The 24,247-nt window shown below is 66.2% G+C and carries 25 protein-coding genes and 1 pseudogene; 12 read left to right on the forward strand and 14 right to left on the reverse strand.

Features of this window, described 5'->3' with window-relative positions; all coding sequences use genetic code 11:
• Positions 1-5 precede the first annotated feature (5 nt).
• Together CFB45_RS10765 and CFB45_RS10770 are read left to right on the forward strand one after the other, a co-directional pair.
• Positions 6-902 (forward strand): polysaccharide deacetylase family protein, encoded by an 897-nt coding sequence (locus tag CFB45_RS10765; RefSeq protein WP_089425589.1) that lies wholly within the window; start codon positions 6-8, stop codon positions 900-902.
• 107 nt (positions 903-1,009) lie between these two features.
• Positions 1,010-1,471, forward strand: a complete 462-nt coding sequence (locus CFB45_RS10770) for a peroxiredoxin (RefSeq protein WP_006756046.1) — start codon at positions 1,010-1,012, stop codon at positions 1,469-1,471.
• Positions 1,472-1,663: 192 nt separating this feature from the next.
• Here the strand turns inward: CFB45_RS10770 and CFB45_RS39420 are convergent.
• Positions 1,664-1,908: pseudogene (locus tag CFB45_RS39420) on the reverse strand (hypothetical protein); the annotation flags it as partial.
• Between CFB45_RS39420 and CFB45_RS10780 the strand changes: the two are divergent.
• Both CFB45_RS10780 and CFB45_RS10785 read left to right on the forward strand, forming a co-directional pair.
• A complete protein-coding gene (locus tag CFB45_RS10780; protein ID WP_089425590.1) occupies positions 1,804-3,606 on the forward strand; it encodes a PhoH family protein in 1,803 nt (600 codons plus the stop codon). The pseudogene CFB45_RS39420 and the gene CFB45_RS10780 sit on opposite strands and share 105 nt — an antisense overlap.
• A 236-nt stretch (positions 3,607-3,842) precedes the next feature.
• Positions 3,843-4,937, forward strand: coding sequence for a C40 family peptidase (locus tag CFB45_RS10785; protein ID WP_089425591.1), 1,095 nt, complete (start codon positions 3,843-3,845; stop codon positions 4,935-4,937).
• Positions 4,938-5,085: 148 nt separating this feature from the next.
• Here CFB45_RS10785 and CFB45_RS10790 read toward each other — a convergent pair whose 3' ends face one another.
• The 10 genes from CFB45_RS10790 to CFB45_RS10835 form a co-directional block, all read right to left on the reverse strand.
• On the reverse strand, positions 5,086-6,096 hold the full coding sequence (locus CFB45_RS10790) for an inorganic phosphate transporter (RefSeq protein WP_046543500.1): 1,011 nt from the start codon (positions 6,094-6,096) through the stop codon (positions 5,086-5,088).
• A 10-nt stretch (positions 6,097-6,106) separates the two neighbouring features.
• The gene (locus CFB45_RS10795; RefSeq protein WP_034188683.1) at positions 6,107-6,733 is read right to left on the reverse strand and encodes a DUF47 domain-containing protein; all 627 of its coding nucleotides are present in this window, start codon (positions 6,731-6,733) and stop codon (positions 6,107-6,109) included.
• A gap of 138 nt (positions 6,734-6,871) precedes the next feature.
• Positions 6,872-9,295: a replicative DNA helicase gene (gene dnaB / locus CFB45_RS10800; RefSeq protein WP_089425592.1), complete on the reverse strand. Its 2,424-nt coding sequence runs from the start codon at positions 9,293-9,295 to the stop codon at positions 6,872-6,874.
• Positions 9,296-9,434: 139 nt separating this feature from the next.
• The gene (rplI, locus tag CFB45_RS10805) at positions 9,435-9,887 is read right to left on the reverse strand and encodes a 50S ribosomal protein L9 (RefSeq protein WP_021156519.1); all 453 of its coding nucleotides are present in this window, start codon (positions 9,885-9,887) and stop codon (positions 9,435-9,437) included.
• A 27-nt stretch (positions 9,888-9,914) separates the two neighbouring features.
• On the reverse strand, positions 9,915-10,190 hold the full coding sequence (rpsR, locus tag CFB45_RS10810) for a 30S ribosomal protein S18 (RefSeq protein WP_006486248.1): 276 nt from the start codon (positions 10,188-10,190) through the stop codon (positions 9,915-9,917).
• Between the two features lie 4 nt (positions 10,191-10,194).
• A complete protein-coding gene (priB, locus tag CFB45_RS10815) occupies positions 10,195-10,494 on the reverse strand; it encodes a primosomal replication protein N (RefSeq protein ID WP_011657069.1) in 300 nt (99 codons plus the stop codon).
• Between the two features lie 40 nt (positions 10,495-10,534).
• A complete protein-coding gene (rpsF, locus tag CFB45_RS10820; protein WP_006402295.1) occupies positions 10,535-10,909 on the reverse strand; it encodes a 30S ribosomal protein S6 in 375 nt (124 codons plus the stop codon).
• A gap of 243 nt (positions 10,910-11,152) precedes the next feature.
• Positions 11,153-12,043, reverse strand: a complete 891-nt coding sequence (locus CFB45_RS10825) for an anti-sigma factor family protein (protein WP_089425593.1) — start codon at positions 12,041-12,043, stop codon at positions 11,153-11,155.
• Positions 12,033-12,674, reverse strand: coding sequence for an RNA polymerase sigma factor (locus CFB45_RS10830; RefSeq protein ID WP_089425594.1), 642 nt, complete (start codon positions 12,672-12,674; stop codon positions 12,033-12,035). Before CFB45_RS10830 ends, CFB45_RS10825 begins: the two co-directional genes overlap by 11 nt.
• A 177-nt stretch (positions 12,675-12,851) precedes the next feature.
• Entirely contained in the window at positions 12,852-13,763 is a 912-nt protein-coding gene (locus CFB45_RS10835; RefSeq protein ID WP_089425595.1) for a LysR family transcriptional regulator, read from the reverse strand.
• A gap of 172 nt (positions 13,764-13,935) precedes the next feature.
• On the opposite strand from CFB45_RS10835, the gene gcl reads away from it, so the two are divergent.
• From gcl to lysM, 5 genes are all read left to right on the forward strand, one after another.
• Positions 13,936-15,711 (forward strand): glyoxylate carboligase, encoded by a 1,776-nt coding sequence (gene gcl / locus CFB45_RS10840; protein ID WP_089425596.1) that lies wholly within the window; start codon positions 13,936-13,938, stop codon positions 15,709-15,711.
• Between the two features lie 44 nt (positions 15,712-15,755).
• Positions 15,756-16,565, forward strand: a complete 810-nt coding sequence (gene hyi, locus CFB45_RS10845) for a hydroxypyruvate isomerase (RefSeq protein WP_021162122.1) — start codon at positions 15,756-15,758, stop codon at positions 16,563-16,565.
• 41 nt (positions 16,566-16,606) lie between these two features.
• On the forward strand, positions 16,607-17,500 hold the full coding sequence (locus tag CFB45_RS10850) for a 2-hydroxy-3-oxopropionate reductase (protein WP_089425597.1): 894 nt from the start codon (positions 16,607-16,609) through the stop codon (positions 17,498-17,500).
• Positions 17,501-17,821: 321 nt separating this feature from the next.
• Complete coding sequence (locus tag CFB45_RS39425; protein ID WP_256093589.1) at positions 17,822-17,947, forward strand: hypothetical protein; 126 nt, start codon at positions 17,822-17,824, stop codon at positions 17,945-17,947.
• Positions 17,948-17,958: 11 nt separating this feature from the next.
• Positions 17,959-18,429, forward strand: coding sequence for a peptidoglycan-binding protein LysM (gene lysM, locus CFB45_RS10855; protein WP_039367010.1), 471 nt, complete (start codon positions 17,959-17,961; stop codon positions 18,427-18,429).
• Positions 18,430-18,527: 98 nt separating this feature from the next.
• Here lysM and CFB45_RS10860 read toward each other — a convergent pair whose 3' ends face one another.
• A complete protein-coding gene (locus tag CFB45_RS10860; protein ID WP_089425598.1) occupies positions 18,528-19,550 on the reverse strand; it encodes an asparaginase in 1,023 nt (340 codons plus the stop codon).
• Between the two features lie 261 nt (positions 19,551-19,811).
• Between CFB45_RS10860 and CFB45_RS10865 the strand changes: the two genes are divergently transcribed.
• The 3 genes from CFB45_RS10865 to CFB45_RS10875 all read left to right on the forward strand — a co-directional run bounded on the left by CFB45_RS10865 (position 19,812) and on the right by CFB45_RS10875 (position 21,651).
• Positions 19,812-20,102 carry a PsiF family protein gene (locus CFB45_RS10865; RefSeq protein ID WP_043188161.1) on the forward strand — a complete coding sequence of 97 codons (291 nt, stop codon included), beginning with the start codon at positions 19,812-19,814 and terminating at the stop codon, positions 20,100-20,102.
• A gap of 281 nt (positions 20,103-20,383) precedes the next feature.
• On the forward strand, positions 20,384-20,833 hold the full coding sequence (locus CFB45_RS10870; RefSeq protein ID WP_174972708.1) for a hypothetical protein: 450 nt from the start codon (positions 20,384-20,386) through the stop codon (positions 20,831-20,833).
• Positions 20,834-21,063: 230 nt separating this feature from the next.
• The gene (locus CFB45_RS10875; protein WP_069248150.1) at positions 21,064-21,651 is read left to right on the forward strand and encodes a BPSL1445 family SYLF domain-containing lipoprotein; all 588 of its coding nucleotides are present in this window, start codon (positions 21,064-21,066) and stop codon (positions 21,649-21,651) included.
• A gap of 110 nt (positions 21,652-21,761) precedes the next feature.
• Here CFB45_RS10875 and CFB45_RS10880 read toward each other — a convergent pair whose 3' ends face one another.
• Together CFB45_RS10880 and CFB45_RS10885 are read right to left on the reverse strand one after the other, a co-directional pair.
• Positions 21,762-22,826: a glycosyltransferase family 4 protein gene (locus CFB45_RS10880; protein ID WP_089425599.1), complete on the reverse strand. Its 1,065-nt coding sequence runs from the start codon at positions 22,824-22,826 to the stop codon at positions 21,762-21,764.
• Positions 22,827-23,064: 238 nt separating this feature from the next.
• Positions 23,065-24,240: an AAA family ATPase gene (locus CFB45_RS10885; protein WP_089425600.1), complete on the reverse strand. Its 1,176-nt coding sequence runs from the start codon at positions 24,238-24,240 to the stop codon at positions 23,065-23,067.
• Positions 24,241-24,247: the final 7 nt, after the last annotated feature.

Here is a 24,247-nt window from a genome sequence, read left to right on the forward strand (position 1 = left end):
TTCGCTTGGCTCGCATCGTCCTCAAGATCGACGTCGACACGCTGCGCGGCACGCGCGAAGGCGTGCCGAACCTCGCGCGCATCTTCGACCGCTTCAATGCGCGCGCAACCTTCCTCTTCAGCCTCGGGCCCGATCACACGGGCTGGGCGCTGCGGCGCGTGTTCCGCCCCGGCTTCCTGAAGAAAGTGTCGCGCACGTCGGTGGTCGAGCACTACGGTGTGAAGCAGCTGATGTACGGCGTGCTGCTGCCGGGCCCCGACATCGGCCGCCGCGCGATCGCCGACATGCGTGCGATTCACGAGGCCGGCTTCGAATGCGGGATCCACACGTGGGATCACGTCTACTGGCAGGACAACGTCCGCGCGCGCGATCGCGACTGGACCGCGCGTGAAATGCAGAAGAGTCACGCGCGCTTCATCGAGGTCTTCGGCGCGCCGCCCGTCACGCACGGCGCGGCCGGCTGGCAGATGAACGATTCCGCATTCGAGCAGATCGACGCATGGGGGATGCGCTACGCCTCCGACGGCCGTGGCCATTCGCCGTACCTGCCCGTCGTCAACGGCCGCACGCTGTCGCACGTGCAGATGCCCACCACGTTGCCGACGCTCGACGAAGTGCTCGGCATCGACGGCGTCGACACGCACAACGTCGCCGCGCACATCCTCAAGTTCACCGAAACCAATCCGCACGACCAGGTGTTCACGCTGCATGCGGAACTGGAAGGCCAGAAGCTCGCGCCCGTGTTCGAGCAACTGCTCGCCGGCTGGCGCGCGCAAGGCCATACGTTCGCGACGATGGGCGACTACCACGCGACGCTGGACCGCGACTCGCTGCCATCGTACCCTGTCACGTGGGGCGAAATCCCCGGCCGCTCCGGCGAACTGATCGTCCAGCCCGACTGAGTTCGCACGAGCCGGCGTCGCCGCTGCGCCCTTGCGGCGCGCTGCCGCGACGCCCCGCCGTACCGCGCCGCCGCAGCGGCGCCTTTCCATAACAACAGGAGAAACACGTGTCCGTCGAAGTTGACCGTCAAGTTCCCGATTTCACCGCACCGGCCACGGGCGGCGACATTTCGCTGTCCGACCTGAAGGGCAAGAAACTCGTGCTGTACTTCTATCCGAAGGACAACACGCCGGGCTGCACGACCGAAGGGCTGCAGTTCCGCGATCTCTATCCGAAGTTCAAGAAAGCCGGTGCGGAAGTCATCGGCGTGTCGCGCGACAGCCTGCGCTCGCATGACAATTTCAAGGCAAAGCTCGAACTGCCGTTCCCGCTGATTTCCGATGCCGACGAGGCGCTGTGCGCGCTGTTCGATGTCATCAAGATGAAGAAAATGTATGGCAAGGAAGTGCGCGGAATCGAGCGCTCCACGTTCCTGATCGACGCCGACGGCGTGCTTCGCCAGGCATGGCGCGGCATCAAGGTACCGGGTCATGTGGACGACGTGCTAAGTGCTGTACAAGCGCTTTGAGGCGCGTTATATTGGGCCGCAATGAATGCCAGTTCGCCCCATATTTCTCGTAGCTGCGCCGGTGCTCGTTGCGATGCTTGCCGGCACCTGACGCGCATTACGACCGTATCAGCCAAGCCGCATGCCTCTATCGACGAGGCAGCGGCTTTTTTTATGGATTGCGCGCCGGGCCTCGGTCCGGCCCTCACCGCGTCAAGGAGCTGATCGACACTTAGGCGAACCGGCTAGACGAACTTCCTGTGCGCCACCGCGCGCAAACTGCATGCGTCTACGTCACGCAGGATGCGATCAGCGGCGCACGCCATGCGACACGATTCCTCCCGAGGGACACCATGCCTTTGCCTACTCCCCCCAGCAAGCTCGGCAGCCTGCTGCCGCCCGACGAATACAAGGCGAAAGCGCGGCCCGCGAAAGCCGCGAAGAAATCCGCCGAAGGGGACGCATCCACAGCCGGTGACTTTGGTCCGGCGAGCGTGGCCCAACCGATGACCGAAGCCGCGAACACGGCCGCGCCTTTGCGCGCCGTCGCGTCTTCGGCGCAAGATGCGGCGAGCGCACCCGCTCGCGGCCGCAAGACCAAACAGACGGCTGCCCTGCTGCAGCCGATGCCGGCGCCCGCCGAACCCGCGGCGCCCGTCGTTGCACGCAACGACAAACCGGCTGCCGACAAACCGGCCGCCGCACCGGCGCGCGATACCGGCGCCGCGACGAAGTCGCGCAGCCGCAAGCCCGCCGAAGCCGAACTGCAGAAACTGTTCGTGCTCGACACCAACGTGCTGATGCACGACCCGAGCAGCCTCTTCCGCTTCGAGGAACACGACGTCTATCTGCCGATGATGACGCTCGAGGAACTCGACAACCACAAGAAGGGGATGTCCGAAGTCGCGCGCAACGCACGCCAGGTCAGCCGCACGCTCGACGCGCTCGTCGCCGATGCCGGCCCGATCACGGCCGGCATCCCGCTGTCGCGCCTCGGCAGCCGCGAGGCGCTCGGCCGCCTGTACTTCCAGACGAAGCTGGCGGACATCGCGCCCGTCGAAGGCTTGCCCGAAGGCAAGGCCGACAACCAGATCCTCGGCGTCGTGCGCGCGCTGCAGCGCGACCGGCCCGATCGCCAGGTCGTGCTGGTGTCGAAAGACATCAACATGCGGATCAAGGCGCACGCGCTCAGCCTGCCCGCGGAAGACTACTTCAACGACCAGGTGCTCGAGGATAAGGACCTCCTGTACAACGGCGTGCGCGAACTGCCGCAGGACTTCTGGACCAAGCATGCGAAGGGCATGGAGAGCTGGCAGGACACGAAGACGGGCACCACGTACTACCGCGTGACCGGCCCGCTCGTCGCGTCGATGCTCGTCAACGAGTTCGTCTATCTCGAGCCGCAGAACGGCGAGCCGACGTTCCACGCGATCGTCCGCGAGCTGAACGGCAAGACTGCGCTGCTGCAGACGCTGCGCGACTACAGCCACCACAAGAACAACGTGTGGGGCATCACCGCGCGCAATCGCGAGCAGAATTTCGCGCTGAACCTGCTGATGAACCCCGAGATCGACTTCGTCACGCTGCTTGGCCAGGCCGGCACCGGCAAGACGCTCGTCGCGCTCGCGGCCGGCCTCGCGCAGGTGCTCGACGACAAGCGCTACAACGAGATCATCGTGACGCGCGCGACCGTGCCGGTCGGCGAGGACATCGGTTTCCTGCCGGGCACCGAGGAAGAGAAGATGCAGCCGTGGATGGGCGCATTCGACGACAACCTCGAAGTGCTGCAGAAGACCGACGACGCTGCGGGCGAATGGGGCCGTGCCGCGACGCAGGAACTGATCCGTTCGCGCCTGAAGGTGAAGAGCATGAACTTCATGCGCGGCCGGACGTTCGTCGACAAGTACCTGATCATCGACGAGGCGCAGAACCTGACGCCGAAACAGATGAAGACGCTCGTCACGCGCGCCGGCCCGGGCACGAAGATCGTGTGCCTCGGCAACATCGCGCAGATCGACACGCCTTACCTGACCGAAGGCAGCTCGGGCCTCACGTACGTCGTCGACCGCTTCAAGGGCTGGGGCCACAGCGGCCACGTGACGCTCGCGCGCGGCGAACGCTCGCGGCTCGCCGACTACGCGTCGGACATCCTGTAACGCGACAGGTCGGCCCGTCGGCCGGTTTTCGACGCCTCGCGGCGCTCCTATCAGGAGCGCCGTTTTTATTTGGGGTCGAAGACGTAAGTAACGCTTCGTCACGCAACAACGCAGTTTACGCGCGAAACTTCAAGTAAATTCTCAGGAATGGTTGCTTAAGCCCCGCCGGAGCGTCTACCATCGGGTCTGTCTGTTGTCATACGATTCGCGAGCGCGCCGCGCTCGCCCGCCTCGCCATGCTTCGAATTTGGGTCCCCGTCGCCGTCGTTTCCCTGCTTGCGGCCTGCTCCAGCGTGCCGCCGCAGTCGGCCTCGCGCTCCGATTCGGGCATGAGGATCACGACACCGCGCGCGTTCCCCGCCCCCGCCAATTTCCCGAAATTCGTCGATCACAGCGTCGGCCAGGAAGAAATCTCGATCCAGGCGATGAGCCTCGTCGGCGTCCCGTATCGCTGGGGCGGCAACACGCCGACGAGCGGCTTCGACTGCAGCGGGCTCGTGCGCTACGTGATCGGCCGGGCGGCCGACGTGAACCTGCCCCGCACGACGGCCGACATGAGCGGCCGCGGCGTGTCGATCGAGCCCGAACAGATCGCGCCGGGCGACCTGATCTTCTTCAATACGACCGGACGGCCACATTCGCACGTCGGCATCTATGTCGGCAAGCTGCGCTTCGTCAACGCACCGTCGACGGGCGGCACCGTGCGACTCGACTACTTGACGAACCCGTACTGGGCCAAGCGTTTCGACGGCATTCGCCGCGTCGCGCCGCCGCGTGGGGCGCCAACGCCGTTCGATGCACCGACCTACGAGGCGAAGCGCGACGAGCCGCGCAGCGCGCCGGCGGCCGCACCGGCCCCGGTGGTCGTGACGGCCGCTGCGCCGCGGCCGCCTGCCTATGCGTCGTCGCAAGCGAGAACCGCGCAGGCGCCTGCGCCCGCGCCGGTCATCGCTGCCGCACCGGTCGTGACGACCGCCGCAGCCGCACCCTCGGCCCCGGCCGCCGATCCGTACGAACCGCCGCCACCGCGCAGGCAGGCCGCGCAGCAACAGGCAACGTCAGTGAATGACGGGATGACCGCGATGACGGCCAATGCAGCGCCTGCCGCCCCGGTCGAGTCCGGCACGCAGATTCCGACGACGGCGCTCACGGCCGCCCAGGCCGCCGCGTTCGATGCCGAACCGCCGCCTGCCACCGCGCCGGCGTCTCCGCGCGGTATCGAACCCGCACCTGTGCAGGTATTGCGCGCGTCGACGCAATCCGCGCCCGTCAGCCCGCGCACCAGTACGGCAGACGATCCGATCGCGCGGTTTGCGAACGGAAGCTACTGACCGGTTGCCCGAACCTCGACAGTCAATCACGTTGGCGGTATGTGCCACCACCCCGCCCGTTCCGCCGCGAACTCCCCGCTCCAAATGAAAATGCGCCGCAGCCTTTCGGCTTGCGGCGCATCGGATGTCGATCCGGCTACCTCGGCGATCAGAAGATCTGGTGACCGAGCCACCATCCGCCGGCCGCGAACAACGCGGCTGCAGGCAGCGTCAGCACCCATGCCCACACGATGTTGCCGGCCACGCCCCAGCGCACGGCCGACAGCTTCTGCGTCGCGCCGACACCGACGATCGCGCCGGTGATCGTGTGCGTGGTCGACACCGGAATGCCGAGGAACGACGCGAGGAACAGCGTCATCGCACCACCGGTTTCCGCACAGAAGCCACCAACCGGCTTGAGCTTCGTGATCTTCTGGCCCATCGTGCGCACGATGCGCCAGCCGCCGAACAGCGTGCCGAGGCCCATCGACAGGTAGCACGCGCCGATCACCCACGCCGGCGGCGCATCGGCGGTCGCCGACGCATAGCCCGACGCGATCAGCAGCATCCAGATGATGCCGATCGTCTTCTGCGCGTCGTTGCCGCCGTGGCCGAGGCTGTACAGCCCGGCCGACAGCAGCTGCAGCCGGCGGAAGCGCCGGTCGACCTTGCTGGGCGCGGTGCGGAAATACAGCCACGACACGCCGAGCATGAACAGCGAGCCGAGGATGAAGCCGAGCAGCGGCGAGATGAAGATGAACGCGATGGTCTTCAGCAGCCCGTCGATGTTCAGCGAGCTCCAGCCTGACTTCGCGAGCGCCGCGCCGACGAGGCCACCGATCAGCGCGTGCGACGAGCTCGACGGGATCCCGTAGTACCACGTGATCACGTTCCAGCCGATCGCGCCGACCAGCGCGCCGAATATGACGTAGTGGTCGACGATCTCGGGGTCGATCGTGCCTTTACCGACGGTCTGCGCGACTTTCAGGTGGAAGATGAAGTACGCGATCACGTTGAACGCGGCCGCGAACACGACGGCCTGCTGGGGCTTCAGCACCCCGGTCGACACGACGGTGGCGATCGAGTTCGCCGCGTCGTGAAAGCCGTTCATGAAGTCGAATACGAGCGCGACGAGCACGAGTGCCGCGACCATCCATAGGGCGAGTTGTATCGAATGCATCGTGGTCCGCTCAGGCGTTTTCCAGCACGATGCCTTCGATGATGTTCGCGACGTCCTCGCACTTGTCGGTGATCTCTTCGAGCAGCTCGTAGATCGCCTTCAGCTTGATGAGCGTCTTCACGTCGTCTTCCTCGCGGAACAGCTTCGACATGGCCGCGCGCAGCACGCGATCGGCCTCCGACTCCCAGCGGTCGATCTCCTCGCACTGCTTGAGGATCTGCGCCGACTGCTTCATGTCGGACAGCAACCCGACCGCCTGCTGCACGTGCTGGGCCGACTGCGTGACGATGTGCGCGAGCTGGCTCGCTTCGGACGTGACGGAACGTACGTCGTACAGCGACACGGCGGTCGCGACGTCTTCCATCAGGTCGAGGATGTCGTCCATCGTCGTGATCAGCTTGTGGATCTCATCGCGATCGAGCGGCGTGATGAAAGTCTTGTGCAGCAGATCGATCGCCTCGTGCGTGAGCTTGTCGGCGGCCTTCTCGGCGGTTTGCACGTTTTGCTTGTGAATCTCGGCGTCGGCGAGATTGTCGATCAGCAGTTCGAGCTCGCGGCCACCGGAAACGATGTGCTTCGCGTGCGCGTTGAAGAGTTCAAAGAACTTGCCCTCGGTGGGCATGAATCGACCGAACATGGGATTCCTGAGAGATTGTCAAACTACTGTCACGAAAACGGGCGACATTGTACCGTTTTCGGTCGCGCCGCGACGCGCGCACATGCGCGCGCCGGGATTGGATACAACGTTTGGCGATTTAGGGCTTTACAACCGGCGTTACTCGCCGTAGAACGTCTGCGCCCCTGCAAAGTTGTCGAACTTCGTGTATTGCCCCAGGAACGTGAGCCGAACGGGGCCGATCGGGCCGTTACGCTGCTTGCCGATGATGATTTCGGCCGTGCCCTTGTCGGGGCTGTCCGGGTTGTAGACTTCGTCACGGTAGATGAACAGGATCACGTCCGCGTCCTGTTCGATTGCGCCCGATTCACGCAAATCCGACATCACCGGGCGCTTGTTCGGGCGTTGTTCGAGACCGCGGTTCAGCTGCGACAGCGCGATCACCGGCACGTCGAGTTCCTTCGCGAGGCTCTTCAGCGATCGCGAGATTTCCGAGATTTCGGTCGCGCGGTTCTCGCCCTGCGACGAACCCGACATCAGCTGCAGGTAGTCGACGATGATCAGGCCGAGCTTGCCGCATTGCCGCGCCAGCCGCCGTGCGCGCGAGCGCAATTCCATCGGGTTCAGGCCGCCGGTTTCGTCGATGAAGAGCTGCGCCTCGCTCATCTTCTGCACCGCGTGCGTCAGTTTCGGCCAATCCTCGTCCGTCAGGCGGCCCGTCCGCATCCGGTGCTGGTCGAGCCGGCCGATCGAGCCGAGCATCCGCATCACGAGCTGGGTACCCGGCATTTCCATCGAGAACACCGCGACCGGCAGCCCGTACTCGACCGCGACGTATTCGCCGATGTTCATCGAGAAGGCCGTATTGTGGGTCACGACGTAATCGTCGGTCACGTACAGCCGAGACGGATGCGAAACCGAGATGCACTGCGTGGCAGTCCGGCGCGATGGCTCGATACCAGTAATCACCGGCAGCTTGCGGCGCGTCCGGCCGGCCGTCAGCCGCTCGCGCTTGCCCTCGAACAGGAACAGGCTCTGCGGATCTGGATGACTGATCGTGCAAACGTAAGCCGTCGCACCGGCCTTGCGTTCGCCGTCGACAGTGAAGCTCGTCGCCTTTTCGACCACCTGGCACCACGCACCAAGCGAACGCGCCAGTTCGCGCACGTCGCTCGCCAACTGCGCACTGGCGGTCGAATAACGCACCGTACCCCACGACTCGACCCAGCCGTCGGTGTCGAGCAGCCCGCGCAACAAATCCAGCCGCGCGTCCTTGTCCGCATCGAGGTAGATACGCGGGATGAACTTGTCGTAACTCGTCCTCCCCCACACACCGAGCTGCTCGAGCGCAGCCTTGAGCGGGTTGACGGACGGCCGGGCCTCCGCGGCCGTCGACCGCCGGCGCTTGATGCGCCAGTCGTACTGGCCTGCGTATTCAAGTTCGAGCGACACGTCGACACGCTCGCGCATCCGGTTCAACGTTTCCTCGGCCTTCACGCTGAAACGCACGGCAGTCCCGCCGAGCGCACCATCGCCCAGCAGCGCGCCGAGTACCCACGGATCAACCGGCAGCGCCTCGCCATGACCAAACTCGCCGGTCGGCATGTCGATCCACAACCGGTTCCGGTAGCGTTCGCGCGTCAGCAACGTGCGAATCTCCGCGGTCGACAGCACTCGCGGCTTTTCCCACTCACGGAAATGGACGCACCACAGGTGCTCGTCGCAGCATTCGGCCGAACGTCCATCCGAAAAGCTGACCCGATACACCTGGCGTTCGCCCTGCGGGTAGATGCCGGTCACGATCGACGATGCACCGTCGACCGAAGCAAGCGCATCACCGATCGCCAGCTCGCCCATCGGCTTCCAGCCAGTCAACGTCCTGACGCGCGCGTCGAGCGGCTGTGCCTTACCCATCGACGGGCGCCCCGCAACGATGATCAGTTCACCGCCGTGCATCCCGGACGTCATCCGGTCGAGGTCGACGAAGCCCGTCGGCGTGCCCGTGACGTCGCTCGGGTTCGCCGTGTGGTACAGCGTATCGATGCGCTCGACGACCTGCGTGAGCAGTGGACCGATCTCGAGGAAGCCCTGGTTGCCGCGCGCGCCCTCTTCGGCGATCGAGAACACCTTCGACTCGGCCTCGTCGAGCAGCTGGCGGACTTCCTTGCCCTGCGGGTTGAACGCATCGGCCGAGATTTCGTCGGCGACCGACACGAGCCGGCGCAGCACCGCGCGGTCGCGCACGATTTCCGCATAGCGGCGGATGTTCGCCGCGCTCGGCGTGTTCTGTGCAAGCGCGTTCAGGTAGGCCAGGCCGCCGACGTCGTCGGCCTTGCCGGACGTGGTCAGCGCTTCGTACACGGTCACGACGTCGGCCGGGCGCGTCGACGCGATCAGGCGGCCGATGTGCTCGTAGATGATCCGGTGGTCGTAGCGGTAGAAATCGCCCTGCGACAGGAAGTCGGCAATCCGGTCCCAGGCCGCGTTGTCGAGCAACAGGCCGCCGAGCACCGACTGCTCGGCTTCGACCGAATGCGGCGGGACTTTCAGCGATTCGATTTGAGGATCTTGCGGCGCGTTCATGGGTTGGGATTATCGCGAATTACACAGGACGGCGCCATACCGGCCACCGGCGAACGAGCAATAAAAAAGGCAGGCCCCGGTTGCCCGGGCGCCTGCCCTTGTCCGGACGGCGGAAGCCGCCCGGAAAGCTTGCGTACGCTTACGCGTGGTCGCCGATCACGTTGATCGTGACGTCGACGACGACGTCCGTATGCAGCGCGACCTGGACGTTGTGCTCGCCGATCATCTTCAGCGGGCCTTCCGGCATGCGAACTTGCAGCTTCTCGACTTCGAAACCTGCCTTCTTCAGCAGTTCCGCGACGTCGCCGTTCGTGACCGAGCCGAACAGACGGCCGTCAACGCCCGACTTCTGCGTGATTTCGAACGACTGGCCGTTCAGCTTCTCGCCGACTGCCTGCGATGCTGCCAGCTTTTCAGCGGCGATCTTTTCGAGCTCGGCGCGGCGAACTTCGAATTCGGCGATCGCTTCCTTCGTTGCACGGCGAGCCTTGCGGTTCGGGATCAGGAAGTTGCGAGCGTAACCGTCCTTGACCTTGACGATGTCGCCGAGGTTACCCAGATTGGCGACTTTTTCCAACAGAATGATTTGCATTCGAATTCTCCTTATTGCGTCGCCTGATTACGCCTTGTGCTGATCGGTGTACGGCAGCAGCGCGAGGAAACGCGCACGCTTGATGGCCGTATCCAGCTGACGCTGATAGTGCGCCTTCGTACCCGTCAGACGAGCCGGCGTGATCTTGCCGTTTTCGCCGATGAAGTCCTTCAGCGTTTCCGTGTCCTTGTAGTCGATCTGCTCGACGCCTGCAGCCGTGAAACGGCAGAACTTCTTGCGCTTGAAGAGCGGGTTTTGTTGCTGACGACGCTTGTCGAATTTCTTACCAGTCGGGCGGGGCATGATTTCAGTCCTTTCCAATGTCCTGCAATGCTGTGATGTGAAACACCAAGGTTCTCGCGTTGCGGCTTTTCTTTGCCAGGAAGCCCGTGAACAGCGTTTCGACGCCCATTTCACGACTCTCCAGCCTGCCGCTCGCCTCACCGGCCGCCACCGCCTCGATCGTCATTTCGACCTGACGGGGAATGCCTGCTTCGACGACTTCCGTGCGGTGATGCAATGTGGCGCTTGCGATCGGAACACCTGCCGGCGTATATCGCACCGGTGCGCGTTCGACGACGCTTGCCGTCAATTGCAACCTGTTCACGTGAGTGACGCGCTCCTTGATGGCTTAATGAATGACGAACTTAAGCCTGCGCTTCGGTCGGCTGAGCTGCAGCCGCCTTCTTGGCTTCTTCGCGCTGAACTTCCTTCATCATCGGCGACGGGCCGGTTTCGGCCTTCTTCATCTTGACGATGAGGTGGCGCAGCACGGCGTCGTTGAACTTGAACGCGTGTTCGAGTTCGTCGAGCGTCGTCTGGTCGCACTCGATGTTCATGCAGACGTAGTGAGCCTTCGCGAGTTTCTCGATCATGTAGGCCAGTTGGCGACGGCCCCAGTCTTCGACGCGGTGGATCTGACCGCCGTGCGACGTGATCGTGGTCTTGTAACGCTCGATCATCGCGGGCACTTGCTCGCTCTGATCGGGGTGCACGATGAATACGATTTCGTAATGACGCATTACACACTCCTTGTGGATTAAAGCCACCCGGGCGTCTGAACCGGTGTGGCAAGTGAGAAGCCGAAGATTCTAACCCGGATACGGGGCGCATGCAAGGCCAATCGACGATTCGCGCGCGGATTCGGCCATGTTTTCAAAGACTTGAAGGGGCGAACCCGCGCAGCCCAGGCGTTCTTCGGTGCGTTGCCCGGTCAGGGTCGGAACAGAAACGCGCGGCAAGCGGCAGGCCGCCGCCCGCCGCCGTCACTCGGTGCGCGTCACGCCGAGTCGCGCATCGAGCGCGGTCCTGAACGCCGCGAGCGCCGACGGTTCGGCGTCGGTCACGGCCCACCAGGTCATTCCGGCCGCCTCCCAGCGGTCGAGCGCGTAGCCTTGCGACACGGTCGTGTACGGCGCCCCCGGCCCCTCCCCGGCCGGCCGCACGTAGACGTCGATCACGTGCTGCCGGTAACGGTAGACGAGCACCGCGACGCGGCGCCGCCCGACATAGTCGAGCCGGCCGCCGACCAGCGCGAAGCCGGCCGCCGCGAGGTCCTCGACCGGCGGCGCATAGTCGATCCGGCCGTTGAACCACGGCTTGACCGTGTGCCGGTCGGTCGAGATCACGTCGATGTCGTGCGCGGACAGGTCGGCCCGCACGTGGCTCGACACGAGTTCGTCGACCGTGCGGTCGGTGTCGGCGTGGCGGGCAGACAACGTCATCCCGCCCGCCGCGGCAAGCGCCACCAGCAGCGCGACGCCCCAGCCGAGGCCGGGCAGCGCGGCCACGCGCGGCCCCATGCCGGCCGACGCCGGGCGTGCCGACCCGCCTTGATCCGTCAGCCACGAAAACCAGCGGCGGCCGCGCGGACGCGGCTGCGGCGTTGACCGCGGTTCGGGCTGCGGCTGCGCCTGCTCGCGCACGGGCGCATCGGCCGCCGCCGGCAGGCTCGCGAGAATGCCGGCCCGCAACGCATCCGGCGCACGGTGGTAGTCGGCCTGGCGCACGGCCTGCACCAGCGTGACGATCCGCGCGCGTTCGCGGCGGCACGCTTCGCACGCTTCGACATGCTGCTGGACCCGCAACGCATCGGGCGCCGACAGCTCGCGGTCGACGTCCGCGTCCAGCAACGCTCGCGCTTCGTTACAGTCCATCGATAGCCTCCGATGCGGTTCCGCCAGCCGGCGCACGGCCCTGCCTGCCTTCGGCCGCCGGTGCCGGCTCGCCGCCCAGCAGCGCGGCGAGCTTGCGCCGGCCGCGTGCGAGCCGCGACATCACGGTGCCGACCGGCACGTCCGCGATCGCCGCAATCTCGCGGTAGCTCAGGTCCTCCATCTCGCGCAGCACGAGCACCTCGCGGTATTCGGGTGCCAGCTTCGCGAGCGCTTCATTCACGAGCCGCACGTTCTCGCCGCGCAGCAGGTGCGCGAGCGGATCGTCGGTCGCGGGTTGCCAGTCGTCGGGCACGTCGGTGTCCTCGAGCGTGTCGGGCAGCGCAACCTCGTGCGCATGCGTGCGGCGCCGCCATTCCGTGTACCAGGTGTGGCGCACGATCGTCAGCAGCCAAGGCCGGGCGTTGTCGCCGCGACACGAATCGACGAAGCGCAGTGCGCGCATGCACGCGTCCTGGACGACGTCGTCCGCATCGCCGGCGTTGCCGCTCAGCCAGCGCGCGAGGTTGTACGCGGCGTCGAGATGCGGCAGCACGAGCGCACGAAACCGCTCGCCGCGCGCAACCGCGTCGTCCGCCGACCGCTCTTCGATCGCCTGTCCGGCTTGCCCCACATGGCCTCCCTGGTCCCGGCGGCCGAAGCCGCGCCCGTTCCGAGCACGGCGCCCGGACAGACTGGCAACGTGCACGCTTGATGACCTTACCGTCGTTGCGTCGAGTTTATTCCCGCGCCGCGCGCCCGAAGCGTAAAAAATCGCCGGTCGGTCCTGTGGCCGGGCCGCCCGCGCCGGTTACGGCGTGGTACTCCAGTAGCCCGGGCTCGCGTAAGCGGCGCGCAGGTAGTCGATGAAGTAGCGCACGCGCGCCGGCACGTAGCGCTGCTGCGGGTAGACCGCGAGGATGTCGTAGTCGGGCAACGCATATTCGTCGAGCACGGTTTCAAGCTCGCCCGTCTCGAGCTGCGCGGCGATCTCCCACGTGGAGCGCCAGCCGAGCCCGAGACCTTCGGCCACCCAGCGGTGCAGCAGCTCGCCGTCGTTGCAGTCGAGATTGCCCGCCACGCGCATCGTCGCGATCTTGCCGTGGCGCTGGAAATACCAGCCGCGGTTCTGCCCGCCCTGCAGGTTGAACGCCAGGCAGTTGTGCTTGAGCAGGTCGTCGAGCGACTTCGGCCGGCCGTGCTGGCGGAAATACTCGGGCGTGCCGCACACGACACGCCGGTTCGATGCGAGCTTCACCGCGACGAAGTTCGGATCGACGGCCCCGCCGATCCGGATCGACAGGTCGTAGCCTTCGCGCACGAGATCGACGACGCGGTCGGTCAGGTTGAACGACAGCTGCATCTCGGGCTTGTCGGCCAGAAAGCCGGGGGCGTGCGGCGCGACGTGCTTGCGCCCGAATGCGGCCGGCGCGGACACGATCAGGTGCCCGCTGACCGCGCGGCGCCCGGCGGCCAGCTCGTTCTCGGCCTGGTCCCATTCGGACAGGAGGCCGCGACAGCGCTCGAGGAATGCGGCGCCCTCCTCGCTGACCACCAGCCGCCGCGTCGAGCGGTACATCAGCTTCACGCCGAGACGCTTTTCGAGCGCGTCGATGCGCCGCCCGAGCACCACCGGCGATACGCCCTCCTCGAGCGCCGCCGCCGCGAGGCTGCCGGCATCGGCCACCCGCACGAACGTCTCGATCTGCTTGAAGCGATCCATCTCCCGTCTCCGTCTCTGTGCCGGCACCGGCGGAAAGCCCCGCCCGGCCGTCATTCCATACTTTTAGTTTCGAAAAAAGCGACTTCGGCTGATCTTATCAAACCTTTCCTGCATCCCTAAAGTGTCCCCAACAGACCCATTTGCAAGATCCACCCCATTCAAGGAGACATTCATGGCCAAGATGAGAGCCGTCGACGCTGCTGTGCTCGTGCTCGAGAAAGAAGGCATCCAGACCGCGTTCGGCGTGCCGGGCGCAGCGATCAACCCGTTCTACTCGGCCATGCGCAAGTCGGGTGGCATCAGCCACGTACTGGCACGCCACGTCGAAGGCGCGTCGCACATGGCCGAAGGCTTCACGCGCGCGGCCCCGGGCAACATCGGCGTGTGCATCGGCACGTCGGGCCCCGCCGGCACCGACATGATCACCGGTCTCTATTCCGCTTCCGCCGACTCGATTCCGATCCTCGCGATCACCGGCCAGGCACCGCGTGCCCGCCTGTACAAGGAAGACTTCCAGGCCGTCGACATCGAGTCGATCGCGAAGCCCGTCACGAAGTGGGCCGTCACCGTGCGCGAGCCGGCGCTCGTGCCGCGCGTGTTCCAGCAGGCATTCCACCTGATGCGCTCGGGCCGTCCGGGCCCGGTGCTGGTCGACCTGCCGATCGACGTGCAGCTCGCCGAAATCGAATTCGACATCGACACGTACGAACCGCTGCCGGTCTACAAGCCCGCGGCCACCCGCGCGCAGATCGAGAAGGCGCTCGCGATGCTCAACGACGCGGACAAGCCGCTGATCGTGTCGGGCGGCGGCGTGCTCAATGCAGCGGCGGAAGACCTGCTCGTCCAGTTCGCCGAAACGATCGGCGTGCCGGTGATCCCGACGCTGATGTCGTGGGGCGCGATTCCGGACGACCACCCGCTGATGGCCGGCATGGTCGGCCTGCAGACGTCGCACCGCTACGGCAACGCCACGATGCTCGCGTCCGACTTCGTGCTCGGAATCGGCAACCGCTGGGCGAACCGCCACACGGGCAGCGTCGAGGTCTATACGAAGGGCCGCAAGTTCGTGCACGTCGACATTGAGCCGACGCAGATCGGCCGCGTGTTCGGCCCGGATCTCGGCATCGTGTCGGACGCGAAGGCCGCGCTGGAACTGTTCGTCGCCGTCGCACGGGAATGGAAGGCCGCCGGCAAGCTGAAGGACCGCAGCGCATGGGTGGCGGAATGCCAGGAACGCAAGCGCACGCTGCAGCGCAAGACGCACTTCGACAACGTGCCGGTCAAGCCGCAGCGCGTGTACGAAGAGATGAACAAGGTGTTCGGCCGCGATACGTGCTACGTCAGCACGATCGGCCTGTCGCAGATCGCCGCCGCGCAGTTCCTGCACGTGTTCAAGGCGCGCAACTGGATCAACTGCGGCCAGGCCGGCCCGCTCGGCTGGACGATCCCCGCCGCGCTCGGCGTGCGTGCAGCGGACCCGAGCCGCCCGATCGTCGCGCTGTCCGGCGACTACGACTTCCAGTTCATGATCGAGGAACTGGCGGCCGGCGCGCAATTCAAGCTGCCGTACGTGCACGTCGTCGTGAACAACTCGTACCTCGGGCTGATCCGCCAGGCGCAGCGTGCATTCGACATGGACTACTGCGTGCAGCTCGCGTTCGACAACGTGAACGCGCCGGAGCTGAACGGCTATGGCGTCGACCACGTGGCCGTCGCGGAAGGCCTCGGCTGCAAGGCGCTGCGCGTGTTCAAGCCGGAAGAGATCGAGCCGGCGCTGCGCCAGGCGCAAACGCTCGCGGAAGAGTTCAGCGTGCCGGTGGTCGTGGAAGTGATCCTCGAGCGCGTGACGAACATCTCGATGGGCACCGAAATCGACGCGATCAACGAATTCGAGGATCTCGCCGAAAAGGCCGAGCACGCACCGACCGCGATCTCGATGCTCGACTGAACCGCACGACATTTTTTGACTGACCGACCGAAGAGGCTTAGCTCATGCCGAAGTTTGCTGCAAACCTGACCATGCTGTTCAACGAAGTGCCGTTCCTCGACCGCTTCAAGGCGGCCGCCGACGCGGGCTTCGACGCCGTCGAGTTCCTGTTCCCGTATCCGTACGCGAAAGAGGAACTCGCCGAGCGCCTCGAGACGCATCGCCTGCGCCTCGTGCTGCACAACCTGCCCGCCGGCAACTGGGACCAGGGCGAGCGCGGCATCGCGTGCCTGCCCGATCGCGTCGGCGAGTTCCAGGAAGGGGTCGGCCGTGCGATCGAGTACGCAAAGGCGCTGAAGGTACCGCAGCTGAACTGCCTCGTCGGCATCCCGTCGGCCAGCACGGCGCGCGACAAGACGTTCGTCACGATCGTCGACAACCTGCGCTTTGCCGCCGATGCGTTGAAGCGCGAAGGCATCCGCCTGCTCGTCGAGCCGTGCAACAGCTTCGACATCCCGGGCTTCGCGCTGAACCGCTCGTCGGAAGGGCTCGACGTGATCCGCGCGGTCGGCTCGGACAACCTGTTCCTGCAGTACGACATCTATCACATGCAGCGCATGGAAGGCGAACTGGCCGCGACGATCGAACGCAACCTCGCATCGATCGGCCACGTCCAGCTCGCGGACAACCCGGGCCGCAACGAGCCGGGCACGGGCGAGATCAACTACGCGTTCCTGTTCGCGCTGCTCGACCGGCTCGGCTATGCCGGCTACGTCGGCTGCGAGTACAAGCCCCGCACCACCACGACGGAAGGCCTCGGCTGGCTGCACAGCGTCGCCGGCTGCGCACCGGGCTCGGCGCGTCGCGCCGCCTGAGATCCGCCCTTTCCGTTTTCAGCCCTATAGGAGACTTTCACATGGCAACCATCGGTTTCATCGGCCTCGGCATCATGGGCGCGCACATGGCGCGCAACCTGCTCAAGGGCGACCATCAGCTCGTCGTGAACGGCGCGTTCCCGATCCCGGACGACCTGCGCACGAGCGCGAAGGTCGTCGCGAACTCGACCGAAGTCGCACGGAACGCGGACATCATCATCTCGATGGTGCCGGACACGCCGGACGTGCGTAACGTGCTGTTCGCCGACGACGGCGTCGCGAAGGGCCTGACGGCCGGCAAGCTCGTGATCGACATGAGCTCGATCTCGCCGCTCGACACGCAGGAATTCGCGAAGCAGATCAACGCACTCGGCTGCGACTACCTCGACGCGCCGGTGTCCGGCGGCGAAGTCGGCGCACGCGAAGCGACGCTGACGATCATGGTCGGCGGCCCGGAGACGGCATTCGAGCGCGCCAGGCCGCTGTTCGAGAAGATGGGCAAGAACATCACGCTCGTCGGCGACAACGGCGCGGGCCAGACCTGCAAGGTCGCGAACCAGATCATCGTCGCGCTGAACATCGAGGCGGTCGGCGAAGCACTGCTGTTCGCCGCACGTTCGGGTGCCGATCCGGAGCGTGTACGCCAGGCGCTGATGGGCGGCTTCGCTGCGTCGCGCATCCTCGAAGTGCACGGCGCGCGGATGACGAAGCGCACGTTCGATCCGGGCTTCCGCATCGAGCTGCACCAGAAGGACCTGAACCTCGCGCTCGACGGCGCACGCAAGCTCGGCCTCGCGCTGCCGCATACGGCCAGCGCGCAGCAGCTGTTCAGCGTGTGCGCATCGCACGGCGGCAAGGCATGGGATCACTCGGCACTCGTGCGTGCGCTCGAGATCATGTCGAACTTCGAGATCGGCCAGACGCCGGCCGCGTAACACGGCTGCAACGATGCGCGTTTTTGCTGCGATGGCGGACGCGCGCGACAGACACACGTGACCGGCACGGCCGGTCGCATCGATGCGCGACACGCTCGCGCATCACGGTGGGGCGCCCCGCCCTGCACTGCCGATGGCATGCGGGACGGGGCGAAAAACGCCGCTCTGGGCTGAGAGCGGCGTGGTGGGGTCCGCAGCGGCACCCGGCGACGCCGGGGAAGCCTTGGTCGGTCAGACGTCGTCGTCGGGTGTCCGCCTGTCGGATTTCGCGTATTACATTTCTTTACGTTCAAGCGTGCGATTTTTCATGCAATCGTCGTCATGAACGCCTACACTTTCGCCACGCCTTTCGAGAAAACCGCCGCGCTAGCGTTCACTTCCGGTGACCGCGCCCAGCGCGGTGTTTTTTTCGCCACTTCACGGCGCGTTTTCTTTTCAACCACCTAAGGAGTGCAACGATGGGTCTTCTTTCGTTTATCAAAGAGGCGGGCGAAAAACTGCTGGGTCATGCCGATGCGCAAGCCGCGGAAGATCCGAATGCCGCAAACCAGACCGCGGCCGATGCCATCAAGAACTACATCAACACGCAAGGCCTCGACACGTCGAACCTGACCGTGGCGTTCGACGGCGCATCGCGCACCGTGACGCTGTCGGGCAGCGTCGCCGACCTCGACACGAAGGCCAAGGTCAAGGTCGCGGCCGGCAACGTGCAAGGCGTCGCGGGCGTCAACGACGACGATCTGCAGCCGGACGATCCGGAAGTGCAGTACCACGACGTGAAGCCGGGCGACACGCTGTCGGCGATCGCCAAGGAAGTCTACGGCGACGCGAACAAGTACCCGGTGATCTTCGAGGCGAACAAGCCGATGCTGTCGAGCCCGGACCGGATCTACCCGGGCCAGAAGCTCGTGATTCCGCCGCAGTCCTGAGCATTGCTGCCGGACTGACGGACAAAAAAAAGCAGGCCGATGGCCTGCTTTTTTCATGGTGATGCGTGCGGCCCGCGCCGCGCGTATCGATCAGTCGGTCACAGCGTATCGAACGCGCGTTGCAGCGCGTCGCGGCCGTGAATGCCGTTCGCGAGCGCGAGCATCAGCAGCACCCGCGCCTTGAACGGGTTCAGCGACCCTGCGCTCACGAAGCCGAGCGCATCGTCGCTCGCGGCGCCGTTGCGCATCACGTGCCCCGACCCGACGCGCGACGCGCGAACCACCGCAACGCCTGCCTTCACCGCATCGGCCAGCGCCGCCTGCAGCGTCGCATGGATCGAGCCGTTGCCCGTGCCCGCGACGACGAGACCGCGCACGCCGGCCGCGACGAGCGCATCGACGGCCGTGCGCGTCACGCCCGCGTAGCTCGCGACGACTTCGACGGGCGGCCACGCGGCGGCGATCGCCAGTTGCGTGTCGCGCGAACGCGTGACGCGGCGGGCGAATTCGACCCGGCCGTCCTGCACCCAGCCGAGCGCGCCGAGCTCTGGCGACTGGAACGCATCGACCGCATAGGTGCTCGTCTTCACGACGTCGCGCGCGCCGTGGATCCGGTTGTTGAATGCGACCAGCACGCCCTGCCCGCGCGCGGACGGATGCGCGGCCACCGTCACCGCATTCAGCAGGTTCAGCGGGCCGTCGGACGACAGCGCGGTCGCCGGCCGCATCGCGGCCGTCAGCACGACCGGCTTGTCGCCGTTGACGACCAGGTGCAGCGCATACGCGGTTTCCTCGAGCGTGTCGGTGCCGTGGGTGATCACGATGCCGTCGACCGCCGGGTCGGCCATCAGCGCGTCGATCCGCGCGGCGAGCGTATTCCACAGCGGCAACGCGAGATCCTTGCTGTCGATGCTGGCGATCTGCTCGGCGTCGACGCGCGCGACGGACGCAAGCGCCGGCACCGCGTCGACCAGGAAAGTGACGCCGAGCGCGCCGGCCTGGTAGCCGGCCGTGCTGGCTGCGTCGGGCGCGGCGCCGGCGATCGTGCCGCCGGTGGCGAGCACGGCGATGCGCGGCAGGGCCGACGCGGACGAAGGGGATGCGGAATTCGAAGTGTTCATGGCCGCGATTGTAAAGGCTTGCGGCCAGGTTCCGGCACGGCGACCGAGGCCGGCCGCCGCGCATCATGGTTTGTCCCGATCGTCCGGCAACATGTGCCGTCAACGGCCGTGGCATCCGCAACGTTATAGAAAGTGCCGTTTTGGTGTTTTCACATTGATTTGCCATAATCGGAGCGCGCTGTGCGATGCGACCCTATCGCCATTGCACGGTGCTTCGTGACGGCGTCGATCACACGCAATTCACCCCATGGGAGTGTCGAAATGAAAATCCAATCGCTCGTAGCCGCAGTGCTTCTCGGCGGCATGCTGGCTTCCCCCGCGTTCGCGGCGAACAGCCAGCAGGACAAGATGAAGGCCTGTAACACCCAGGCAGCCGGCAAGACGGGCGACGAACGCAAGGCGTTCATGAAGGACTGCCTGTCGGCGAAGCCCGCGAAGGCCATGTCGCAGCAGGAAAAGATGAAGGCGTGCAACACGCAGGCCACCGGCAAGAAGGGCGACGACCGCAAGGCGTTCATGAAGAGCTGCCTGAGCAGCCAGCCGGCCGCCTGAGTTCCGGCGCTCCCGTATCGAATGCCGCGCACCGCTTCGGCGGGCGCGGCATTTTTGTTTTCGTTGCACGCGCATCGACGCGCCCCGCTCGGCCCCGCCGCCGCGCTGTTGCAACAGCCTCCCGCCCCGCTTTTCCAGCCTGCCGCACCGGCGCCGCCACATGGTGCGGCAATTCGCCGCGTTTTCTTCTATGATGGCTGCAACGCGGCCCATCCAAGTACAAGAAGCGCCATCGGGCCGCCCTCGAGACAGACGCGCACACGCGTCAAACGGAGGCATGGATGGCATGGAGACAACACCGCTGGTTCCGCCGCTGGCTGATCGTGATCGTGTTCTGGGCCGTGCCCGTCGCGATCGTCGCCGTGCGCGAGATCCGCGAGGAAATGGCGTACAACAAGGCGGACCTGCAACTCGCGCTGACCACCTGGCAGCTCAGCGACGCGCAGCAGGCCGCCGGCGCCGCCGCGAAGTGCCACGGGGATCCTGACGAGGCGCGCGCGGCCGGCTGCCCGGCCGACGTGCTCGCCGGCAATGCACCGCGCCAGCAGGCAGCCCGCGACGAATACGTGGTGCGCCGCAATACGCTCGCAGGCTACCTGTGGCATGCGTTCGTCGGCTACTGGGTCGTGCCGGCCGCGTTCCTGTTCGCCTGCGGGGTCGTGATCGCGCTGATCCGCCGCGCGCTGCGCCGTCCCCCGATCAAGCCGCCTGTTCCCCCCGTCACGCACTGATGCGCGCGGCAGCAGCAGCCGTCCGATCAAACGCCGTGTTTCCCGCATGCCGATGCGATGTCGGCGCGCGGTTGCCGGTTCGTCCGTTGGCGCGCCGCGACATCCCCGAGCGATTTGACGCTTTTTCACGCTGCAACGAAAAGAGGCTGTAATCCGCTGTGATATAACTGCCGACGTGATCCGCTCCCTGAGCGAGACTCACTCCGAACATCATCCGATGGAGAAGAACGATGCAAAAACGGAATCTTGTGCTGAAAGCCGCCGCTGCGCTCATCGTCGGTAGCCTTGCGCTCACCGGTTGCACCACCACCCCGGACAAGCCGGACAACGCCGCAACGAACGCGTCGAAGCGCCAGGCAATCGACTCGAGCGTCGACGCCACGCTGTCGCGCATGTACTCCACGGTCAAGGGTTCACGCGAACTCGTCGCGAAGTCGCGCGGCGTGCTCGTCTTCCCGGACGTCATCCAGGCCGGCTTCATCGTCGGCGGCCAGTCCGGCAACGGCGCACTGCGCGTCGGCGGCAGCACGGTCGGCTACTACAACACGTCGTCGCTGTCGGTCGGCCTGCAGGCCGGTGCGCAGTCGAAGGCGATCGTGTTCCTGTTCATGACGCAGGAAGCGCTCGACGAATTCCGCGGCTCGGACGGCTGGGCAGCCGGCGCAGGCGCGTCGGTCGCGCTCGTGAAGATGGGCGCGAACGGCGCGGTCGACTCCAACACGGCCACCGCGCCGGTCCAGGTCGTCGTGCTGACGAACGCGGGCCTGATGGGCGACGTGTCGATCAACGGCACGAAGGTCACGAAGCTGAAGATCTGACGCTCGGCACCGCCCGTGCGCACCGCGCGCGGGCCATGCACAAGCACAAACGGCGATGTCCTTGCGGGCATCGCCGTTTTTTCATCCGCGCGCGTCGTGCGCCTCGCGCGTCAGGTCGTCGAGTCGATCACCTTGAAGCGCGAGCGCTTCTGCGCGCGGATCACCGACTGGTAGACGTCGACATACTGCTGCGCCATGCGGCGCGACGTGAAGCGTTCCTCGAAGCGCTGCCGCACGCGCGCTCGCGGCAGCAGGTGCAGCCGATTCACGGCGGCCACCGCGCTGATTTCGTCCTCGACGATGAAACCCGACACGCCCTCGTCCACCACTTCGGGCACCGCGCCGCGATTGAACGCGATCACCGGCGTGCCGCACGACATCGCCTCGATCATCACCAGGCCGAACGGCTCCGGCCAGTCGATCGGGAACAGCAGCGCATGCGCGCCCGACAGGAATTCGGCCTTCTGGTGATCGGCGATCTCGCCGATGAATTCGACGTGCGGCAACGCGAAGAGCGGCTTGATCTCGCGCTCGAAGTATTCCTGGTCGGCCGCGTCGATCTTTGCGGCGATCTTGATCGGCAGCCCGCACTGGCGGGCGATGCGGATCGCCGTGTCGACGCGCTTCTCCGGCGAGATGCGGCCGAGGAACGCGAGATAGCGCGGCTCGACCGGCTGCGGCATGTACAGCGTATCGGGCAGCCCGTGGTAGACCGTCGTCAGCCATTTCGCCTGCGGCAGCGGCTGGCGTTGCGCGTTCGAGATCGAGATCACCGGCGCGGTGTTGAACGTGTCGAACACCGGCTGCTGCTCGGGCAGGTCGAGCCGGCCGTGCAGCGTCGTCACGTAGGGCGTTTCCTGCCGGTTGAAGACCGAGAACGAGTAGTAGTCCATGTGGAAATGGAGCACGTCGAAGTCCTTCGCGCGGCGCGCGACCGTCTCCATCAGCAGCATGTGCGGCGCGACCCGGTCGCGGATCGACGAATCGAGCCGCAGCGCGCGCGGCCAGACCGGCTCGAGCTTCGCCCGCGTCGTCGAATCGCCGCTCGCGAACAGCGTCACATCATGGCCGAGCTCGACGAGCGCCTCGGTGATGTAGGACACGACGCGCTCCGTGCCGCCGTACAGCTTCGGCGGCACCGATTCGGTCAGCGGCGCGATCTGGGCAATTCTCATGGTCCACGTCTCCTGTGTCCTGTCCGTTGCGTCACGGCCGGCGGGCCTTCGGGCTTTCACGCCCCGGCCCCCATGCAGCGCCAGCCGGATATCCCTTCATTATTGGCGATCCCGCTGCGCGGAACCGCCCGTCTTTCATTTTATGGGTGTTGTTACAGGCAGGATACATTCCGCCCGTCGGGCCGATCCGGCCCCCGATGCGACGATCGCGTCCGAACGCATGCCGCCGCCCTGCCCGTCAGCGTGACGGCCACTTCCACGGCGGCAGGTCGCGCGTATCGGCATCGACGAGCCCGGTCGCGCCGAGCTGCTTGTCGAGCACCAGCGATTCGCAGCCGGCCTCGCGCTCGAGCGTCGCGATGAGCCGCGCCGCGTGCGACACGACGAGCACCTGCGAACGCTGCGCCGCCTGCGCGATCAGGCGGCCGAGCGCCGGCAGCAGATCCGGGTGCAGGCTCGTCTCCGGTTCGTTCAGCACCATCAGCGCCGGCGGCCGCGGGGTCAGCAGCGCGGCCGCGAGCAGCAGGTAGCGCAGCCTGCCGTCCGACAGCTCGGCCGCCGCAAGCGGTCGCAGCAGCCCGGGCTGGCGCATCAGCACGTCGAAGCGGCCACGGCCGCCCGGATTGTCGATCTCGACCGACGCACCGGGAAACGCGTCGTCGAGCGCCGCATCGAGCGCCGCGCCGTCGCCGATCTCGCGAATCGTCTGCAACGCGGCGGCGAGGTCGGCGCCGTCGTCCGCGAGCACCGGCGTATGGGTGCCGATGTGCGACTGTCGCGCCGGCGCCTGCGCGTCGGTCCGGAAATGGTCGTAGAAGCGCCACGAGCGGATCCGTTCGCGCACCGCGATCATCTCGGGCGCGCCGGTCGGATCGGCGAACTCGGTCATCATGCTGTCGAAGCTGGCCACCGGCTGCGGAATCGTCTGCCAGTCGCCCGACGCGGTGCGCGCGCGGATCTGCGCGCCCTGCCGGTCGACCAGCAGCGTCGACGGGCGCAACATCGCGCCGCCCCAGATGCACTCGCGCTTCACCACCGGATCGAGCGAGAACTGCGAGCTGCTCGGGATCGGCATGCCGAGATCGATCGCATAGCCGAAATCGTCGCAGGCGAAGCCGAGCTTCAGGCTCACGGGCCCCTTGCGCACCGTGCCGGTGACCGGTGCATCGCCGTCCAGCATCGCCCTCGAAAAGCGCTCGGGGCCGGCCCACAGCGTCGACGGCAACCCGCCTTCGCGGGCAAGCGACGGGATCACGCGCCCCTGCGCGGTGTCGGCGAGCAGCCGCAGTGCGCGGTACACGCTCGACTTGCCGCTGCCGTTCGGCCCCGTGACGACGTTGAGCGCCGCGAGCGGCACGATCAGCTCGCGCAGCGAGCGGTAATTGGCGATGGCGAGCGTGTTCAGCGCGGTCATGACGATG

The organism is Burkholderia sp. HI2500 (assembly GCF_002223055.1).
GTDB lineage: Bacteria > Pseudomonadota > Gammaproteobacteria > Burkholderiales > Burkholderiaceae > Burkholderia.

Coding starts and splice junctions, on each gene's coding strand:
- CFB45_RS39425 (WP_256093589.1), top strand. CDS start 17,822: ATGAACGCCTACACTTTCGCCACGCCTTTCGAGAAAACCGCCGCGCTA.
- hyi (WP_021162122.1), top strand. CDS start 15,756: ATGCCGAAGTTTGCTGCAAACCTGACCATGCTGTTCAACGAAGTGCCG.
- CFB45_RS10880 (WP_089425599.1), bottom strand. CDS start 22,826: ATGAGAATTGCCCAGATCGCGCCGCTGACCGAATCGGTGCCGCCGAAG.
- CFB45_RS10865 (WP_043188161.1), top strand. CDS start 19,812: ATGAAAATCCAATCGCTCGTAGCCGCAGTGCTTCTCGGCGGCATGCTG.
- CFB45_RS10785 (WP_089425591.1), top strand. CDS start 3,843: ATGCTTCGAATTTGGGTCCCCGTCGCCGTCGTTTCCCTGCTTGCGGCC.
- dnaB (WP_089425592.1), bottom strand. CDS start 9,295: ATGAACGCGCCGCAAGATCCTCAAATCGAATCGCTGAAAGTCCCGCCG.
- CFB45_RS10870 (WP_174972708.1), top strand. CDS start 20,384: ATGGCATGGAGACAACACCGCTGGTTCCGCCGCTGGCTGATCGTGATC.
- CFB45_RS10850 (WP_089425597.1), top strand. CDS start 16,607: ATGGCAACCATCGGTTTCATCGGCCTCGGCATCATGGGCGCGCACATG.
- CFB45_RS10860 (WP_089425598.1), bottom strand. CDS start 19,550: ATGAACACTTCGAATTCCGCATCCCCTTCGTCCGCGTCGGCCCTGCCG.
- gcl (WP_089425596.1), top strand. CDS start 13,936: ATGGCCAAGATGAGAGCCGTCGACGCTGCTGTGCTCGTGCTCGAGAAA.
- CFB45_RS10790 (WP_046543500.1), bottom strand. CDS start 6,096: ATGCATTCGATACAACTCGCCCTATGGATGGTCGCGGCACTCGTGCTC.
- CFB45_RS10875 (WP_069248150.1), top strand. CDS start 21,064: ATGCAAAAACGGAATCTTGTGCTGAAAGCCGCCGCTGCGCTCATCGTC.
- CFB45_RS10825 (WP_089425593.1), bottom strand. CDS start 12,043: ATGGACTGTAACGAAGCGCGAGCGTTGCTGGACGCGGACGTCGACCGC.
- CFB45_RS10835 (WP_089425595.1), bottom strand. CDS start 13,763: ATGGATCGCTTCAAGCAGATCGAGACGTTCGTGCGGGTGGCCGATGCC.
- CFB45_RS10795 (WP_034188683.1), bottom strand. CDS start 6,733: ATGTTCGGTCGATTCATGCCCACCGAGGGCAAGTTCTTTGAACTCTTC.
- rpsF (WP_006402295.1), bottom strand. CDS start 10,909: ATGCGTCATTACGAAATCGTATTCATCGTGCACCCCGATCAGAGCGAG.
- CFB45_RS10885 (WP_089425600.1), bottom strand. CDS start 24,240: ATGACCGCGCTGAACACGCTCGCCATCGCCAATTACCGCTCGCTGCGC.
- lysM (WP_039367010.1), top strand. CDS start 17,959: ATGGGTCTTCTTTCGTTTATCAAAGAGGCGGGCGAAAAACTGCTGGGT.
- rpsR (WP_006486248.1), bottom strand. CDS start 10,190: ATGCCCCGCCCGACTGGTAAGAAATTCGACAAGCGTCGTCAGCAACAA.
- rplI (WP_021156519.1), bottom strand. CDS start 9,887: ATGCAAATCATTCTGTTGGAAAAAGTCGCCAATCTGGGTAACCTCGGC.
- CFB45_RS10780 (WP_089425590.1), top strand. CDS start 1,804: ATGCCTTTGCCTACTCCCCCCAGCAAGCTCGGCAGCCTGCTGCCGCCC.